We start from the raw sequence: 16,071 nt of genomic DNA, 5'->3' as shown, positions 1-16,071 counted from the left end.
CTGGCATCACCCGGGCATCGGCGGCTGAACTGGGCGCGCGCAACATTCGCGTCAATGCGGTGGCACCCGGTGCAGTGCCTACCGAGGGCACTCGGCTTCGAGATGACATGGGGCAGCACACCAGCCAGCCGAGCGCTGCGGCCAGTACGTCTGCCAAGCCGCGCCCGGCCTTGCCGTCCTCATCAAGACGCGGCGCGGGTTGTGGATGACCCTCTGGAGCGCGGATGAACGCTCCATGTCAGTTGGCATCGCAAACCGGCCGGAGCCTTGGGGCGCCATCGCACCGCGAGTGCGTCGCCAGGAAAACCCGCTGCGGGCAGGCGGCATCCGTCTCAGGCGATTTCGCTGGCTTCCGCCCACAGCTTGTTGAAGAAGGATTCCCGGGCTCTTTCGAAGACGAGGCTCGAATGCAGTCCGATGGCCGACTCGATCTGCGTCGTCTTGCCGAAATCGGTACTGGAAACCCAGACCGTGTCCGGCGCCATGAGCACCGCCTTGGCATTGGTGTTGCGATGCAGCGCAATGCGTACTTCGGGGAAGCGGAGCTTGAGCACCCTTGCCTCCTTGTGTGCATCGGTGTTGGCAATGATGAATATGTCCCGCGGGCGCTTTCCCAATATCTGGGAGATGTAGTCCGGCTCCGGAAGCGATCCGGTCATGATCAGGATGGGGCCGACGATGCGCGCGATGTGGGACAGGCGCCTGCTCCAGCTGTTGGCGCTGATGGACATCTTCGCGTCTTCGCAGGAGAACGCGAACCCGAAACTATCGTCACTGAAAACCATGGGGGGTGCTTCGAATCCTTGAACGGCCTGTCTGCTTCAATCAATCCGCTGCGTGTTTTCAGACGACGGACACAGCAGCAGACCTGCCGCCGCCCAGAAACACCGGCGGCGTCTTGACGATCGAGGTCAGCGCGGGATCGGCCGCGCGCAGCGCAGCCAGGTCGGGCCGCGGGCGGCGCAGTTGCGCATGGGCCGAGAAAGCTTCTTCCATCGCCCGCGCCGCGCCCAGCACCTGGTGGTCGGCCCGAAAGCCGCCCACCACCTGCAGGCCGAACGGCATGCCGGCGTGGTCGAGCCCGCAGGGCAATGAAATGGCCGGGTGCGTGGTCAGCGTGACCACATAGGTCAGCGCCAGCCAGCGGTAGTAGTTGGCCTGTTGCTCGCCGTTGATGTGGCCGGCGTACAGCTGCGTCCATGGAAAGGGCGACACCGGCGTGGTGGGCGACAGCACCAGGTCGTAATCGGCGAAGGTCGCCTGAAAACGCTTGATGAGCCGCGTCTGCTCGGCCTGTGCCCAGGCGCTGTCGAGCAGGCTCATGCGTGCGCCCATCTCGTAGTTCGCGCGGGGGTTGGGCCCCAGGCTTTCGGGGTCGCGTTCGTAGGCCGCCTGCATGCCGGCCACGAAGGCTTCCGCGCGCAGCACGTCGAAGCAGCGGTGCGCCTCGCCCATGTCGAACTCGACCTTGTCGCAGCGGCGAAACAGGTGCCGCATGGCCTCGATCTTCTGGCGGAAGACGGCGCGGATGCCGTCGTCCACGGCGCAAGTGCCGAAGTCTTCGGTCCACGCGACGCGCAGGCCGGCGAGGTCGACCTGCGCGGGCGCAAGAAAGGTCATCGGATCGAGCGGATAGCTCAGCGGATCGCCCGCGTGCATGCCGGCGGATGCGGCCATCTGCAGGCACGCGTCTTCCACGGTGCGGCCCATGGGGCCGACGACCGAGATGGGCGTCCAGCCCAGGGGCTTGCGCACGCTGGGCACGATGCCTGGCGACGGCCGGAAACCCACCACGCCGCACTTGGCCGCCGGAATGCGGAGCGACCCGCCGGTGTCGGAGCCGGTGCACACCGGCAGCATGTCGCAGGCGAGCGCGGCCGCCGAGCCGCCGGATGAGCCGCCGGCGTTGAGGTTGGGATCGAAGGGGTTGCCCGTGGCGCCCCACACGTCGTTGCGCGAGTTGGCGCCCGCGCCCATCTCGGGCACGTTGGTCTTGCCCGCCACGATGGCGCCCGCGCGGCGCAGGCGGGCCACCAGCTCGATGTCTTCCGTGGGCACGTGGTCGCGGTAGATCGCGGAGCCCCAGGTCGTGAGCAGGCCTTCGGTGGGCTCCAGGTCCTTGACGCCCAGCGGCAGGCCGTGCAGCAGGCCGAGCGTGTCGCCGCGCATCACGGCGCGTTCCGCCGCCGCGGCTTCGGTGCGCGCGCGCTCGAAGCAGGTGGCGGTCACTGCGTTGACGAAGGGGTTCACGCGTTCGATCCGCGCGATGCACGCTTCCAGGAGATCGACAGGAGAGATGAGCTTGTTGCCGATGAGGCGGCGAAGTTCGACGGCGGACTTCTCGACGAGCTCCGAGCCGGCGGCTTGGGATGTGCTGTGCGTGCTCATCAGTCGGCGGTGATGTTCGCGCGCGCCGCGACGGCGCGCATCAGGGGCAGTTCCCGGTTGATGAGTTCACTCGCCGCAGTGGCATTGCTGAAGGCCGGCTCCAGCCCCTGGCCCAGCAGCTTGGCGCGCGTGTCGGGGTCGGCAATGGTCGCGGCCAGCGCCTTCTCCAGCTTGGCCTTCACATCGGCGGGCAGGCCCTTCGGGGCCGCCAGGAGCAGCCACGAATCCATGTCGACGCCGGCGTAGCCGCTCTCGGCGAACGTGGGCACATCGGGCAGCAGTGCAGAGCGCTTTGTCGTGGTCAGCGCAATCGCCTTGATCTTGCCGTTCTTGAGCTGGGCAATCGCGGCGCTCACCGTGTCGATGCTGAACGGGATCTGGCCGCCCATCAAGTCGGTCATCGCAGGCGCGCTGCCCTTGTAGGGCACGTGCGTCATCTTCAGGCCGGTCGCGTGCAGCATGGTTTCTCCGGCGAATTGCGCGGTGGTTCCGGTGCCGTAGGAGCCGTACGCGTACTTGCCCGGCGAGGCCTTCACGTAGTCCACGAACTGCTTGACCGTCTGCACCGGCACCTCGCTGTTCGCCAGCAGGATCAATGCGACGCGCCCCGCAATGCCGATCGGCTCGAAGCTCTTCACCGGGTCGTAGGGCAGGTTGGAGCGGATCGCCGGATTGACGGTGAACGTGGAGCCCGAACTGAGCAGCAGCGTGTAGCCATCGGGCGCGGCCTTCGACACGTAGCTGGCGCCGACCACGGTGCCGGCCCCCGCGCGGTTCTCGATGACCACGGGTTGCCCGAGTTCCTTGCCAAGACGCTGCGCGATCACCCGTCCGTTGACGTCCGTCGCGCCCCCCGGCGGGAAGGGAATGACCAGCGTGACCGGGTGCGTGGGAAAGTCCGCTGCGGCAGCCAGCGCGCCCAGCGGCAGGGCGCCAAGGCCGAGGCAGCACAGCAGTGCCATGCGCGTCATGAACGGGAGATGGTTCATCGTGAACTCCTGAAGATTTCGGCGGGTATTCGGGGGTGGGCGGATTGATCCTAGGAGCGTCACGCAGGTGTCACAAGCGCAATGTTTAGAATTCTTCGTTGCCGAATCGGCAATCGATGCCATCGGCTCGGCCCTGTGCCACAGGAGAGATTCATGCAGCTTCGTGCCTTGCAAGAGACCGCCGTGCGCTACTTTCTCGAGGTCGTGAAAACCGGCTCGGTGAAGGAGGCAGCACTCAAGCTCAACGTGGCGCCCTCGGCGGTGAGCCGGCAGGTGGCACGGCTGGAACGCGAGCTGGACACCCTGCTGTTCGAGCGCCATGCGCGCGGCATGGAGCCCAACGCCGCGGGCGAGTTGCTGGCGGCGCATGCCAAGCGGGCGCAGCAGGACATCGAGCGCGTCGCGAACGACATTGCCAGCCTGCGCGGCCTGCGCAGCGGGCATGTGCGCGTGGCGAGCACCGAAGGCTTTGCCTTCGACTTCATCCCCACGCTGATCGCGCACTTCCGCCGCAAGCACGAGGGCATCCGGTTTCACCTGGAGGTCTGCTCCCTCGTCGATGTTTCCCGCCGGGTGCGCGATGGCGAAGCCGACGTGGGCCTCACCCTGGGCGCCGTGCCCGAGCCCGGCGTCGAGATCGAATTGCGGCACCCCAGTCCCATCCTGGCGTTGATGGCAAAGGGCCACCCGCTGGCTTCGCAGCGGCAGCTGTCGCTGCGCCAGGTGGTGCCGTATCCACTGGGGTTGCCGCAGGAAGACAGCTCGATCCGCCGCTTGGTCGACGCCAGTTGCATCCGGCAAGGGCTGCGCTATGCAGAGGCCATGTCGAGCAACCATGCGAATGCGTTGCTGAGCTTTGCGGCGGCCGGCGGCGGCATCGCGTTCTATGGCGCGCTGTCGATACGCACGTTGCTGCAGAGCAAGACACTGGTGGCCATTCCTTTGAAAGACCGCGAAATGAACGAGCGGCACATGGCGATCGAGACCATGGCGGGCCGCTCGCTGCCCGATGCGTCAAGGGCCTTCGTGCGGTACCTGGTGGAGGCGGTCAAGGCCAGTGGGTGACGACGGCGCGGTCTCGGACTGGGGAGCCGGCCGCGCCGAATGTCGGGTCAACCGGCCTTGCGTGCCGTCAACCATTGCGCCGGCGCGAGCGCCCCGGCGACCACGCGCACCTCGCCGATATTGCCGAAGAAGCCATCGGCGCGCGCACCGTCCCACGAGCCGCCGCCCACCACCCACGGCGAAGTGGCCGAGAGCGTGGCAAGCCCTGGAATGGCTGCGGCGTTGCGCAGCACCGGCGCGCCTTCCACATACATCGTGGTGTCGTGCGACACCGGATCGTTCACGATCGCGATGTGCACCCAGCGGTCTGCAATCACCTCGCCGGACCAGTTGGCCTTGGGCGCACGGGTGCCAGCCGGACTCGGCACCACTTCCCACTGCACCTCGCGCAGGCTCGAGATGGCGAACAGCATCGGCGGCGATTCGCCGTCGCCGCCCGTGTATCCCGCGAGATCGCCGCGGCGGCCATCGCGGGTCATGATGTTCATCCATGCCTGGTTCGCGCTGGTCCAGCTCTTGTCGATCTTGATGAAGGCCTCGATGGTGTAGCCGCTCTCCAGCGTCTGCGCATTGATCGGCGCCGCCGCGTCGGTCAGGAAGTAGCTCAGGCGCGGCGTGTTCTTGTTGGTGTTCAGGAAGCGCACCGAACCGGGCGCCGCCGAGAGGTGGTGGCGGTCGTCGGTCCACACGATGTCGCCGTCCGCCGCGCCCACCACGCCACCCTGGTTGAGCGCGTCGCGGTGCAGCGGGTTGCTGCCCGCGATGTCGGCGATGACGGTGCCCGGCAGCACCGGCTGGTTGACCGTACCGCCGAAGAAGCGCCAATGCGCCAGCGTGTTCGCCACCTTCGGGTAGTCGTCGGGGCCCGTGGCGGGGCGCTGTTCCACCGTGGCCGGGTCCGTGTAGTTGGCGAGGATCATCGCGCGCGCCCGGTCGACCAGCGAGCTGTCGATGGTGGCGCTGCCGGTGCCGAAGCTCTTGTTGAAACCGGCGAAGCGCTGCGCGAAATCCATGTCGATGGCGAAGGCCTCGTTGGGCGTGGTGAGCACGGCCTGGTCGAAGCTGTTGAGCGTGCCGGCCGGCTTCTGCGGCACCCACGGCGAGAACGACAGCACCTTGATCTGCTTGTTCGTCAGGTCGAATTCGTAGAGGCGCATGAGGCCGTTGCCGCCCTGGTAGGCCATCTGGTAGTCCACCACCATCTCCTCGACCTTGTGGCCGAAGTCGTTGGTCTTCGTGAGGTGCGCGGCGCCGTGGTGGTGGCCGTTGAGCGTCATGAAGATCTGGTCGTTGTCGCGGATCAGCTTTTCCCAGATCATCTTGCCGTACTCGGTTTCCAGCGGACTCGTGCCGTCGGCATCGATGTTGAGCAACTGGTGGTTCACCAGGATCACGGGCAGCGTCGGATTCTTCGCGATCACCTGGCGAGCCCAGGCGATGCCCGCATCGGAGATGCGCCACGACAGCGACAGCACCATGAACTTCTGGCCCTGCGCCTCGAACACGTGGTATTCGTGGAAGCCGCTCGCATCGCGCGCGCCGAAGGTGGCCTGCTTCTTTGCACGCTCGGCGCCGAACCACTGGAGATACGGCTCCTTGGCAGGATCGCGGCCGGCGTCGGTGCCGTCGGTCGGATTGAGGGCGTAGTCGACATCCCACAGCACGTCGTGGTTGCCGGCGAGCACGCTGTAAGGCAGCTTCGCGTCTTCGAGCACCTTCATGGCGGCGTCGGCCACCTTCCACTGGTCGGGCTTGGTGACCTGGTCGACCACGTCGCCCAGGTGGATGGTGAAGGGGATGTTCAGGGCTTTCGCGTTGGCGGCGATCCATTTCGTCTGCGCCGCGAAGGGGGCGCTGCCGAAGCGCTTGTCGTACTGGTCGCTCTCGGCGGCCGTCGCGTAGCGTGCATAGAACTGGGTGTCGGGCATCACGGCCAGCGCGAAGCTGGAGATCTTTGCCGCGGCAGGTGGCGCGGGGGTGGGCGCTGGAGGTGCGGGTGCGGGCGCAGGCACCGGCAAGGGCCCGAGCACAGGCAGGCCCGCGCTGCCTCCGCCACCGCCGCAGGCGGCCAGCAAGGCGCTGCTGCCGCTGACGGTCAAGAGAGACGCGCCGAGCTTGAGCACATGGCGGCGCGGGGATGTGTGCAACTCCGGGTTGGGTTCGGTGTTGGATGCAGCGGGTGCGGCAATGCGCGGAGCGCGAGGGCCGCGCGAATTGTTGGAAGCAGACATGGGAAGTGAGGCCAGACGTTGCGAAGCGCGCAAGCGTAGGAAGCGTCGATGACGTTTCCGTGTAGGACCGATGACACTTTGTTCGCCGCTTGCTGCACCGAAGGCCTCGCCGATCGATTCGCTGCAAGGACGCAGCTTTGAAGATGCCGGATTTCCGGCGTTGGCATTGATGTCCTTCCGGCTCAGACGCCCCTCTGGTGCGAGCTCTCAAAAGCCCTGATAAGGAATCATCGCCGGTGCGCAACGGCGTGGCCGAAGGGCAGACGTCATTCCATCGATTGCATGGATATGCGAGAGGCTTAATCTCATTCTTCGATGCAATGAAGAAAACACCGTGCGAAGGGTTCGATCTCCGTCATGGCGCGGGTGGCGGCAGACGATGATGAATTAGGTCAACGATCTGTCGCAAACATATAAAAGCACGACAGCTCCTCCTGGCGCTGGAACAGGAGAGATCGTGCGACTTCATGTTTCCCAACTTCCTTTCGAGACCGCATTGAGCGGCTCGTTTCTCGGCACCGGCCACGCGAGCGCCGTCCAGGCCGATGACGAGATCGACCCTCTGCGCATCCTGCTCATCGACCACCAGTCGACCCAGTGCAAATCGTTCAGCGAGGGGTTGGAGAGCAACGGATTCGCCATCGACATCGCGACCGGCGACAACGCCACGGCGAACGCGGCGCTCGCGGAAGACTACGCGCTCATCCTCCTGAATTCGATGCGGACCGGACATGCAGGATTCAGTGCCGTCCAGGCAATCCGTCGCAAGACCGATGCGCCTCTTCTGGTCCTGACCGAACGCGACAGCGTGGCCGCCCGCATCGCGGGCCTGGAGCTGGGAGCGAGCGACTACCTGGTCAAGCCCTTCTCGCTTTCCGACCTGCTTGCGCGGGTCACGGCGCTGGCCCGTCGCCCGCGCGTGCTCCGCCAGCCGGTGCTGCGCCTGGGCGAGCTGGAACTCGACGAACGCACCACGAAGTGCACCCGCGAGGGCGTGGAACTCGATCTGACCCGGATGGAGTTCGCGTTGCTGCTGGTGCTGCTTCGCAGCCAGGGCGAAGTGCTCTCGCGGCAACAGCTCTCGCAGCGCGTATGGAACAGGGAATTCGACGGCAAGAACAACGCCGTCGACGTGGCGGTGCTGCGCCTGCGCAGCAAGCTCGACGCGCCGTTCGAGGCGCGGCTGTTGCATTCCGTGCGGGGCGAGGGGTATGTCCTTGAAGAGCGTCCTGGCGCTTGATTGCGCATGTCGCGTGCCGCGTGCCGCGTGCCGCTCGAAATTGTCGAGGGCACCGGCTTCAGCCAGCCCTGAATGCAGCGAATGAGTGAGCGGCAGAGCCTGTTCATCGCGTTGTATGACAGCGATGGCGTGCGAAGTGCCGCGCTTGGGAGCCGGCTGGGTTCGATGGGCCACCATGCGGTCGCATTCACCCATGAGGACAACTTGCTGGAATTTCTGGAAGAGCACCAGCGCTTCGATCTGCTTCTCGCGCCTTTGCAGAATGGCCTCCCCAGAAGGATTCTTTCCGGCGGCAGAGATGCGCTGGGCATGCCGGCGCTCCTTCTTGTCGAGGGAACGCAGTGGGGGCAGTTGCTGCTTCGCAATGAAGACGCCGAGGCGGTCGATGCCATCGAGTTCGACGCCTTGCGAACGACCAACGACGAATTGGAGTGGCGCATTCGCTCGCTGCTTGCGCGAACGAAAGCAGCTTCGGCGCGATCGGCCCGGGTCCCGGAACTGGCCTGGGGCGATTACCGGTTCATCGTGCACCACCGCATCGTGCTGCACCGTGGGCGCGAGATCTTTCTCCAGCCACGCCAGTTCGACTTTGCGCTGGAACTGTTCCGCAACATGGACCGCGTGGTGACGCGAGACTGGCTCTGGAATGCGCTGTGGAGGTCCACGTCCCGCCGCAGCTCGCGGGGGTTCGATGTTTGCGCCACCAATGTGCGACGGAAGCTCGCGCTGCACGAAAAGAACGGCTTCGTGCTGAAGGCCGTGTACGGGCAGGGCTATCTGCTGTCGAAATGCGTTGCCGTGAATGACGAGGTTCGTCAGCCCGACGCCTGCTGAGCGGCCGGGCAACGCTTTTTCTTTGAATGCCGGGGCGCGCCAGTTGCCGAATGGCGGGTTCAACCCGGCAGGTTCTGGTCCGCTTCGGCATCCATGCGCAGAGCGGCTTCATGCATCAACCCGCGCAGCCACAGCAGCCCGGGGTCGCGGCTGCGGTGCCGGTGCCATTGCTGCACCTGCTCCATGCGCAGTGGTGGCGTGGGCAGCGCGAACAGCGTGACAGGCAGCGATTTGCAGGCGATGCGGGCGAGCCTGCCATGCATGATCGCAATCCGTTCGGTGCCGATGACGAGATAAGGCGCACTCACGAAGCTGAAGGTCGTGACCTCGATGCGCTCGGCCTTGACGTAGCGTTGCTTGAACCAGCTCTCCAGCGTCGGCTTGTCCATGGCCGGAGGCTGCACCGCGACATGGCCGGCCGCTGTGTACTGCGCGAGCGTGAGTTCACCGGACCGCGCGAAGCTGCTGCTGTTGCACACCACGCAGCAAAGCCCTTCCTCGTAAAGCATCTCGGCGGGATGGTCCGGCAACGCGTAGGTGCGGGAGATGACCATGAGGTCTGCATCGCCGCTCTCCAGGGCGCGCTGGGGCCGGCCCGGCACCGGTACGAGGTCGAAGCGCACGGTGCGCGATTGCTTCTCGGCCAGCGCGAGTACATGGGGGATGAGGGTTGCCGCGGTGTAGTCGGAGACGGCCAGCTGGAATCTGCGATCCGATGCCGACGGATCGAACTGCGGGGCCGTGGCGATGGTGGTGTCCACGCGCATGAGGATGTCGCGCACGGCGTCCTTCAACACCTCGGCCCGGCTGGTGAGTTCCAGCTTGCGGCCTACCGGTACCAACAGATCGTCTTCGAAATAAGTGCGCAGCCGTGCGAGCGAACTGCTCATGGCCGACTGGCTCAGGTGCAGGTGCTCCGCCGCCCGGCTGATGCTGCGCTCCCTCAGCAGCGCATCCAGGGCGACCAGAAGGTTCAGGTCCAGCTTCTGGAATCGCATGGTTCTCTCTCTCCTGGGTTGCCGTGCGGATTCCCCCTTTGTCGCCGTGGGGACGTCGCAATGGTCCCCGTTTGATTTCCAGGTATCTCCAGTATCGATACGAGGTATCGAGCGAAACGTTTTTGTGTATGCATCCCGCGCTCCTATGCTTCGCCACTTCGTTGCATTACCGTTTGTTTCACCATCGTTGCCTACCGTTTTTTCCCTAACCCGCTCCGTCCGTCCATCGCCGACAAATCTTCCTTGTTCTCGCCGGGCGATCAGCTGCCAGGCGGCATCGAATCTACAGATGCGGAGTGATCGCTTGTCCCATGCATCTCGAAGGCAGCGCATGCCCAGGCTGAGGCTTGGCTTGTTCAGATTGCCGGCCGTCGAAATCGTCGTCGTTCAAACGATCGTCCGGTTGTCTGCGCAGAACGGCTCGTTCCCGTGGAAGCTGGTCGATGCCCCGCCGTTCGACGCGCTGCTCGTCGATGGAGCCCTCCTCGAAGACCGTTTGGCCGAGGTCGAGCAAATGGCGCCCGCGGTGCTGAGCGTGACCCGCATGCATTCCGAGGGCATGGCGAACACGCTGGAGCGCCCGATCCGTGCCGAGAAGCTCCAGCAATGGCTGCTGAACACAGGCCGGGAACTTCTTGAGGCCCGGCGATGGACAGGTCCGGCAACGCTGGTGTCGGCGATGTCGAAGGAGCTGCTCGACTCGGCTCGTTTCTCGTTGCGCCGCTGGCCTCCGGCCGCCTTGATGGGGCGCAGCGAGGACGACGACCGAATGGCCAATCTGCTCTGGCGGCGCCCACTGAGCGCGAGCGAACTGGCCGATCGCTGCGGGCAACCGGTTTCCCGTTGCGCGCGTTTCCTGCAGGCCTTGCGCAACGCAGGCGTGCTGGACGTGCATGCATCGCTGCCCGCAGGAAATTCCGAGCACCAACCCTTTTGATTTCTCCGATTCATATGCGCGCTTTTCCCGACGCGGTTGCCTTGCGCACCCCCCGATCACTGGACGACCTGCTCCTCTACCGGATATGGCGTGCGGCATGCGTGAGCAATGGCATGGTGACCCGCATGGTCGAAGGCGGCTTCGGCATCACGCGCCGCGAGCTGGGAATGATCGGCGTGCTCGAGGAACTGGGGGAGATCCCTGCCTCGAAGTTCGCCGAGCGCCTGCACATGGACCGTGCGAGCGCTTCGCTGGCCCTGCGCAGCCTGACCGAGAAGAAGCTGGTCGAGCGGCGGCAGGACGCCGAGGACGGCCGCATCGTGCATGTGCGCCTGAGCCCTGCGGGCCAGCAGCTCTTCGACGATCTGTTTCCACGCCTCTCGCGCCTGAACGTCGATCTTCTCGATGGCATCGAGGCCAGGCATCTCGAGGTTTTTCTCGACTGCCTGCAGGATCTCGAACTGCGTGGAAGCGAGCTGGACGCACAGGGCGTCGCCCCGAGCAAGTGCCGGCCGTCGCCGCTCGAGCGGCAGCACGCGTCAATCACGGCCCGGGCATAGCGCCCAGGGGCGCCGGCGCTTGCGTTGCGCCGAAGCGCCGTCATGCAGGAGACAGCCAGACGGCCCCGCACCGGGCACCATGGCGCACGTCCATTCCTCGACCCGCAACCCCGAACCCGGAAGACACCCGCATGGAATTCGCCTACACGCCCAAGGTCCAGGAACTGCGCGCGCGCCTCGTCGCCTTCATGGACGCGCACATCTACCCGAACGAGAAGCGCCAGGCCGACGAAGCGCACCAGTCCTACCTGAACGCGCAGAAGAACGGCGGCTTCTACACCGGCCTGCCGCTCCTGGAGGAGCTCAAGGAGAAGGCCCGTGCGGCGGGCCTGTGGAACCTGTTCCTGCCCGAGACCGCACATGGCGCGGGTCTCACGAACCTGGAATATGCGCCGCTGTGCGAGATCATGGGCCGGCGCTACTGGAGCGCCGAGGCCTTCAATTGCAGCGCGCCGGACACGGGCAACACCGAGGTGATCGAGCGCTACGGCTCGCCCGCGCAGAAGGCGCGCTGGCTGCAGCCGCTGCTCGATGGCCAGATCCGCTCCGCATTCGCGATGACCGAGCCCGCGGTGGCGTCGTCGGACGCCACCAACATCGCCTGCAGCATCCGGCGCGAGGGCGACGAGTACGTCATCAACGGGCGCAAGTGGTACATCACCGGCGCGATGAACGAGCGTTGCAAGCTCTTCATCCTGATGGGCAAGACCGACCCGGACAACGCCGATCGCCATCGCCAGCAGTCGATGATCATCGTGCCCGCGGACACGCCCGGCATCACGGTGCTGCGCGACATGGCGCTGGTCAATCACTTCGACGCGCCCTTCGGCCACCCGGAGGTGCTGTTCGAGAACGTGCGCGTGCCGGCGGACAACATCCTCCTGGGCGAGGGCCGCGGCTTCGAGATCGCGCAGGGGCGCCTGGGCCCCGGGCGCATCCACCACTGCATGCGCATGATCGGCATGGCCGAGTCGGCGCTGGAGATGATGTGCGAGCGCGTGGTCTCGCGCGTGGCCTTCGGCAAGCCGCTGGCCGAGCAGGGCGTCTGGCGCGAACGCATCGCCAGGAGCCGGATGCTGATCGACCAGACCCGCTGGATGGTGCTGCATGCCGCCTGGCGCATGGACACGGTGGGCAACAAGGTGGCGGCCAAGGAGATTGCGATGATCAAGGTGATCGCGCCCAACAACTGCATCCAGGTGATCGACGACGCGATGCAGGCTTTCGGTGCCATGGGCCTGAGCCAGGACACGCTGCTGGTGAACTTCTGGGCCTACGCCCGTCACCTGCGCATGGCCGACGGTCCGGACGAAGTGCACCGCAACGCGATCGCCAAGCACGAGCTCGCGGGCTATCGCCCGAAGCAGAAGGCCTGACGCTCGAGGAGGCCATCCGGCCTCTTGCTGGCCAAGCCGCATCAGGCCGAGGCCAGCACGGCAATCTCCGCCGGGCCCAGTGCGCCGCTGTAGAGGCGCAGGTCGTCCACGCGTCCCTGCAGATCGGGGTCGTTCGCAAACTGCGACCGGCCGAGCCAGTTCTGCGTCGTCTCGCCGAGGTCGGCGGGCGTGAGCGTCATCTGTGCATTGGTGCCGGCGACGACGCCGTCCACGTAGAGCGTTCCAAGCGTGCCCGACAGGGTGACCGCGACATGCACCCAGCGCCCGGTAGCAAGCGCCGCCGTGCCATCGATCATCTGTTCGTTGTAGCCGTGGACCGTGGAGATCCCGTAGCGGACCACGCCGGTGTTGCTGCGCGCCGTGAGCATCATGTAGCGGCGCGAGCCGGAGCCGAAGTCGAACACGCGGGACCAGGTCGCCGCGCTGTCCAGGAAGACCCGGACCGAGACCGTGAAGTCGGCGGCGTTCTTTGCAAGGCCCGTTGGAAGGCTGACGGGCGCGCGCGCGCCGCCATCGGGTTTCCATTGCAGCAGCAGTTCGGGCGGCACGGACACGCGCGCTTCGCTGGACGGTGCGCTCTCGCCCGAGGCGGTGGCCGCGACGATCACGTAGTGGTACACGCCGGTCGCGCTGAGCACGGTGTCGTTGAATGTGAGCACGTCGGTGATGCCCGATGCGATCACGCTGTAGGGGCCGCTCGCCTGCTCCGCGCGGCGCACCGAGTAGCTCTGCGCACCGGTGCAGCCCCACCATGACAGCACCACCTGCGTGCCGCGCAAGCGCGCGGTCAACCCGCTGGGCCGTCCGGCCGCCGGCAGCGGATCGCGCGTGAAAGTCAGCGTGCCGAATCCCAGTTGGTCGCCGTTGCCGCCGTCGCCCTCGGGGCGCATCTGGATGGCTTGCAGGGCGGTGTAGGGCGTCGCGATGCCCAGGCGATTGGCGTAGTGGTTGTGCACGCTTTCCCAGATGCCCCGCCGATGCCCCAGGGCGGCTGTCGACAGCACGGACTGCGTGCCCTGCCTGTTGATGTTGGTGACGTACGGCACCGTGTGGAAGCCGCCGTTCCCATCGGGAAGGTTGGACTTCGCCACGTACTCGGAGCCGGCCAGGAAGCGATTGTTCTCGTAGCCGTAGATGTCGTCGCCCTGGTTCCACGCCATCTCGCAGAAGGCGCCCGCAAGCCCGATGCCGAGCGTGCAGTGGCCCTGGTCGCGTCCGCTTTCCTGCCATTGGCCAAGGTAGCCGGGATGCACGTGATAGACCGCCTGCAGGCCCGCGCCGTTGCCCTGGCCCGTCTTGTAGTAGCTGATCGCCTCGTCGTAGATGTCCTGCCGGTCGCAGAGCACGCCGATGGCCAGCATCGAGGCCATGGTGCACTGATCCCAGTTGGCCCAGTAGTTGGTGATGCCGGTGGCGTTGGTGCCGTTGTGGTCGGTGAGGAAGCTGTGGTTGAGCGGGTAGAAGATGTCCAGCATCATGGTCTGGAAGCGCGCGAAGTCGGCCGGCGCCCAGCCTGGATACGTGCGCATGATCTCGGCCGCGTTCGCGAACTCGTAGCCGTAGATGCCCGCCGCGAGAAAGCGGTCCGCATTGCCCGTGAGCTCCTTGAGCGTGGAGGACCACTCGTTCAGGAAGGTCACGGCAAGGTCGGCATAGCGTGTGTCCTGCGAGACCTTCCAACGCAGCGCGAGTTGATACGCACGCGCGACGTCGATGTAGAACTGCGCGAAGTTCTGGCCGTCGCCGCCCCGCACCACCCTGGCCAGCGGACGCGGCTTCGCACCGAGTTGCGCGCGGCCGTTGCCTGTCAATGCATTCCAGCCGGCGAGCCACGGCTGGGCCTGGTCCTTGACCTTCTGGCGCATGCGCTCGAAGTCGCTCTCCGTGTGAAGAAGGCCGGGGTGGACGAACTTGCGTGCCGCGGGGGGAGAAGGCGGCGGAGCGGCCACCGCGGGATCGCCGGGCGGGTTGGAAGGATCGCCTGCTGCGGGAGCTGGCGGCGAGACGGCCGCGTCCGCTGGCGCGATCCCCGCTGCAGTCCCTCCGCCGACGAAGCTGCCGCCTCCCCCTCCGCAAGCCGTGGTGCCCAGCGTGGCGAGGCCGATCGCGCCCACGAAGAAAGTCCGGCGATCCAGGGATGTGTTGTTTTCGTTGTCGAGTGAATTCATTGAGAACACGAATGTTTGATGTGTGTGGATCGCAACATGCGCGCCGTGCTTTTCGTGTCCATCGATTGCGCGGGCCTGTAAGGAGAAACGGTGCGTGAAAAGCGCTCGGACTGACAAGGCATGTCTTGCGGCCGACGTTTCGTGGCACGTGGCACTGTCGACGCGCCGCGAAATGTCAGCCGGTGCCGAACCCGGGGAGCCATCGGGCTGCCGCCCGCTCCCGCAGCGGCGCGGCATGCACCGAGAACCTGCACGCGCGCGTTGTTCTGCTCAGATCGAATGGCCGAGCACCATGGCGACGCCGGGCTGCTTGTTCGGACGAACGAAGCTGTCGCGTGTCAGGCGTCCCATCTTGATGGTGAGCGTGCGGGTGTTGAACCACTTGTCGTAGAGCTTGTTGATCTCGCCACTTGCATACAGCTGCGCGAGGCTGCGGTCGACAGCGGCCAGCAAGGCGGTGTCGCCCTTGCGCGCCATCACGGCGTACGGCTCGACCGACAGCGCGAGCCTGCTCAGGCTGAACGCATCGATCGTCCTGTCGTTCGACACGAGGCCTTGCAGGAGCGAGTCGTCCTGCGCGAACGCGCGCACCTTGCCCTCCTTTAGGGCCTTGTAGGCTTCGCCGTTGTTGTCGTAGGTGGTGAACTTCGAGTCGCGCAGTTCACCTTCGGCGAGTTGTCTGAAAAGCTTCTCCGAGGTCGTGCCCTTGGTCAGCGCCACCGGCTGCTTCTGCAGATCCTTCACCGTGTCCACATGAAGGGTGTGGCTCGTCAGCACGCGCATCCCCGCGACGAAGAAGGTGTAGCTGAAGTCCACCTTCTCCTGGCGCGCCATCGTGTTGGTCGTCGAGCCGCATTCGAGGTCGATCTCGCCGGCGAGCAGCTTTGGAATGCGGTCCGGGCCGGACACGAGCTTGTACTGAACCTTGATGTCGGACAGTTTGAGCTCGCGCTTGATCTCCTCGACAGCGTTCATGCACAGGTCCACCGAATAGCCCACGGGCTGATTCTGTGCATTGACGAAGGAAAAGGGCGTTGCGGCTTCGCGAACCCCGAGCACGATCGTGCGCGTCTCGCGGATCTTGCTCATCGTGTCGACGGCGGCGTGTGCCGGCAATGCCGCCAGCGCCGCCAGCGCGAGGGAAAAGGGAATCAACGTGGCGCGCAGCAGATGCACGGAAAGAGGAGGCATGAGGTACGGCTCGCAGGTGTCGCACAGGAACGTGAGCATCGATTGTTTGAAGAAGCGAGTACTTTTCACCAGC

Annotated in this window: 13 protein-coding genes and 1 pseudogene; 7 read left to right on the top strand and 7 right to left on the bottom strand. The window is 65.8% G+C overall.

Features of this window, described 5'->3' with window-relative positions:
• Positions 1-2 precede the first annotated feature (2 nt).
• Positions 3-95, top strand: a pseudogene (locus J2W23_RS31400) (SDR family oxidoreductase); the annotation flags it as partial.
• Between the two features lie 237 nt (positions 96-332).
• Here the strand turns inward: J2W23_RS31400 and J2W23_RS12285 are convergent.
• The 3 genes from J2W23_RS12285 to J2W23_RS12275 form a co-directional block, all read right to left on the bottom strand.
• Positions 333-731, bottom strand: a complete 399-nt coding sequence (locus tag J2W23_RS12285) for a hypothetical protein (RefSeq protein WP_218104617.1) — start codon at positions 729-731, stop codon at positions 333-335.
• 112 nt (positions 732-843) lie between these two features.
• A complete protein-coding gene (locus J2W23_RS12280) occupies positions 844-2,388 on the bottom strand; it encodes an amidase (protein ID WP_307648936.1) in 1,545 nt (514 codons plus the stop codon).
• Complete coding sequence (locus J2W23_RS12275; RefSeq protein ID WP_307648935.1) at positions 2,388-3,377, bottom strand: Bug family tripartite tricarboxylate transporter substrate binding protein; 990 nt, start codon at positions 3,375-3,377, stop codon at positions 2,388-2,390. The genes J2W23_RS12280 and J2W23_RS12275 overlap by 1 nt, the downstream gene beginning before the upstream one ends.
• A gap of 153 nt (positions 3,378-3,530) precedes the next feature.
• Between J2W23_RS12275 and J2W23_RS12270 the strand changes: the two genes are divergently transcribed.
• On the top strand, positions 3,531-4,442 hold the full coding sequence (locus tag J2W23_RS12270; protein WP_307648934.1) for a LysR family transcriptional regulator: 912 nt from the start codon (positions 3,531-3,533) through the stop codon (positions 4,440-4,442).
• 47 nt (positions 4,443-4,489) lie between these two features.
• Here the strand turns inward: J2W23_RS12270 and J2W23_RS12265 are convergent, their stop codons facing one another.
• A complete protein-coding gene (locus tag J2W23_RS12265) occupies positions 4,490-6,673 on the bottom strand; it encodes a LamG-like jellyroll fold domain-containing protein (RefSeq protein ID WP_307648933.1) in 2,184 nt (727 codons plus the stop codon).
• 496 nt (positions 6,674-7,169) lie between these two features.
• Here J2W23_RS12265 and J2W23_RS12260 point away from each other — a divergent pair, with 496 nt between their 5' ends.
• Both J2W23_RS12260 and J2W23_RS12255 read left to right on the top strand, forming a co-directional pair.
• Positions 7,170-7,913, top strand: coding sequence for a winged helix-turn-helix domain-containing protein (locus J2W23_RS12260; protein ID WP_307648932.1), 744 nt, complete (start codon positions 7,170-7,172; stop codon positions 7,911-7,913).
• A gap of 81 nt (positions 7,914-7,994) precedes the next feature.
• On the top strand, positions 7,995-8,747 hold the full coding sequence (locus J2W23_RS12255; RefSeq protein WP_307648931.1) for a winged helix-turn-helix domain-containing protein: 753 nt from the start codon (positions 7,995-7,997) through the stop codon (positions 8,745-8,747).
• Between the two features lie 59 nt (positions 8,748-8,806).
• Here the strand turns inward: J2W23_RS12255 and J2W23_RS12250 are convergent, their stop codons facing one another.
• The gene (locus J2W23_RS12250) at positions 8,807-9,745 is read right to left on the bottom strand and encodes a LysR family transcriptional regulator (RefSeq protein ID WP_176659287.1); all 939 of its coding nucleotides are present in this window, start codon (positions 9,743-9,745) and stop codon (positions 8,807-8,809) included.
• Positions 9,746-10,097: 352 nt separating this feature from the next.
• Here J2W23_RS12250 and J2W23_RS12245 point away from each other — a divergent pair, with 352 nt between their 5' ends.
• From J2W23_RS12245 to J2W23_RS12235, 3 genes are all read left to right on the top strand, one after another.
• Positions 10,098-10,682, top strand: coding sequence for a hypothetical protein (locus J2W23_RS12245; protein ID WP_307648930.1), 585 nt, complete (start codon positions 10,098-10,100; stop codon positions 10,680-10,682).
• Between the two features lie 41 nt (positions 10,683-10,723).
• Positions 10,724-11,242: a MarR family winged helix-turn-helix transcriptional regulator gene (locus J2W23_RS12240; RefSeq protein WP_307648929.1), complete on the top strand. Its 519-nt coding sequence runs from the start codon at positions 10,724-10,726 to the stop codon at positions 11,240-11,242.
• Between the two features lie 131 nt (positions 11,243-11,373).
• Entirely contained in the window at positions 11,374-12,618 is a 1,245-nt protein-coding gene (locus tag J2W23_RS12235; RefSeq protein WP_176659290.1) for an acyl-CoA dehydrogenase family protein, read from the top strand.
• 41 nt (positions 12,619-12,659) lie between these two features.
• On the opposite strand, the gene J2W23_RS12230 is transcribed toward J2W23_RS12235, so the two are convergent.
• Complete coding sequence (locus tag J2W23_RS12230; RefSeq protein WP_307648928.1) at positions 12,660-14,807, bottom strand: LamG-like jellyroll fold domain-containing protein; 2,148 nt, start codon at positions 14,805-14,807, stop codon at positions 12,660-12,662.
• A gap of 270 nt (positions 14,808-15,077) precedes the next feature.
• Entirely contained in the window at positions 15,078-16,037 is a 960-nt protein-coding gene (locus J2W23_RS12225; protein ID WP_307648927.1) for an amino acid ABC transporter substrate-binding protein, read from the bottom strand.
• Between the last annotated feature and the right edge of the window lie 34 nt (positions 16,038-16,071).

Source organism: Variovorax boronicumulans (assembly GCF_030812215.1).
Lineage (GTDB): Bacteria > Pseudomonadota > Gammaproteobacteria > Burkholderiales > Burkholderiaceae_C > Variovorax > Variovorax boronicumulans_C.
Note: the sequence above shows the minus strand (reverse complement) of the source record. Positions and strands in the feature narration are given on the sequence as shown.

Bases quoted from the DNA above. Each gene is read 5' to 3' on its own strand.
- J2W23_RS12285 (WP_218104617.1), bottom strand. From the start codon at position 731: ATGTCCATCAGCGCCAACAGCTGGAGCAGGCGCCTGTCCCACATCGCG.
- J2W23_RS12280 (WP_307648936.1), bottom strand. From the start codon at position 2,388: ATGAGCACGCACAGCACATCCCAAGCCGCCGGCTCGGAGCTCGTCGAG.
- J2W23_RS12275 (WP_307648935.1), bottom strand. From the start codon at position 3,377: ATGAACCATCTCCCGTTCATGACGCGCATGGCACTGCTGTGCTGCCTC.
- J2W23_RS12270 (WP_307648934.1), top strand. From the start codon at position 3,531: ATGCAGCTTCGTGCCTTGCAAGAGACCGCCGTGCGCTACTTTCTCGAG.
- J2W23_RS12265 (WP_307648933.1), bottom strand. From the start codon at position 6,673: ATGTCTGCTTCCAACAATTCGCGCGGCCCTCGCGCTCCGCGCATTGCC.
- J2W23_RS12255 (WP_307648931.1), top strand. From the start codon at position 7,995: ATGAGTGAGCGGCAGAGCCTGTTCATCGCGTTGTATGACAGCGATGGC.
- J2W23_RS12250 (WP_176659287.1), bottom strand. From the start codon at position 9,745: ATGCGATTCCAGAAGCTGGACCTGAACCTTCTGGTCGCCCTGGATGCG.
- J2W23_RS12235 (WP_176659290.1), top strand. From the start codon at position 11,374: ATGGAATTCGCCTACACGCCCAAGGTCCAGGAACTGCGCGCGCGCCTC.
- J2W23_RS12230 (WP_307648928.1), bottom strand. From the start codon at position 14,807: ATGAATTCACTCGACAACGAAAACAACACATCCCTGGATCGCCGGACT.
- J2W23_RS12225 (WP_307648927.1), bottom strand. From the start codon at position 16,037: ATGCTCACGTTCCTGTGCGACACCTGCGAGCCGTACCTCATGCCTCCT.